The 811-nt window shown below is 76.4% G+C and carries 1 pseudogene; it reads right to left on the bottom strand.

Annotated elements, in window-relative coordinates:
* A pseudogene (locus D7X12_RS43360) lies at nucleotides 1–811 on the bottom strand (hypothetical protein); the annotation flags it as partial.

Raw genomic sequence — 811 nt, 5'->3', positions numbered from 1 at the left:
CCCCGTTCGCACGGTAGAGCGCGACGAACGGACTGCCCGCCCCGGACGCCTGCGTGCTGGTGGAGCCGAAGCGCACCGTGCCCACGAAGCGCCCCGCCACCGCCAGGCTCCCGTCCTCCGCCAGCGCCAGCGCCAGCGGCTGCGTGCCCGCGCCTTCGGACTCCGCGTTGCCCACGGTGATGGCCCGCTCCGACGTGCCGTCCGCCCCGAACACCGCCACGCCCGCGCGGGCCCCCTTCACGCCCCCGCCCAGGTCCACCGAGCCCGGCGCCGTATAGGCCACGTACAGCCGGCCCTGCGTGTCCGCCGCCACGTCCGCGACGCTCAACGCCGCCGGCACCGTGCGCGCCCAGAGCGTGGTGCCGTCCGCGGCCAGCCTCGCCACGAAGACGCTCTCGCCACCGCCGTCGCCCAGCTTGCCCGTGCCCAGGTCCACGATGCCTCGGACGTTGCCGGCCACCAGCAGGCCGCCCGCGCCATCCGCCGCGACGCGGGCCTCGACCTCGGCGCGCAGCTCCTCGGGTGCGGAGTCCGTGATGACGTCGAAGGCGCGCGTCCACAGCGTCTCGCCCGTCCCCGTCCGCCGCGTGAGCACCAGCACCACGGAGTCGTCCGTGGGAGCCCGGGCCTCCAGGTCGTCGTAGCCATGCACCGCGACGCTGAAGAGGTCCCCGGACGCGTCCACCGCCAGGTCCAGCGCCAGGTCGTCCTGGGCCGCGCCCTCCTTGTCCAACCACAGCGTCGCGCCCGACGCGGGCGGCGGTGGAGGCTCCTTGTCGGGCGGCGGGGTCTCCGCGGGGCCCCTGTCGGG

It is taken from the genome of Corallococcus sicarius, from assembly GCF_003611735.1.
Classification (GTDB): Bacteria; Myxococcota; Myxococcia; order Myxococcales; family Myxococcaceae; genus Corallococcus; species Corallococcus sicarius.
This window is presented reverse-complemented; position numbering and strand designations above follow the sequence as displayed.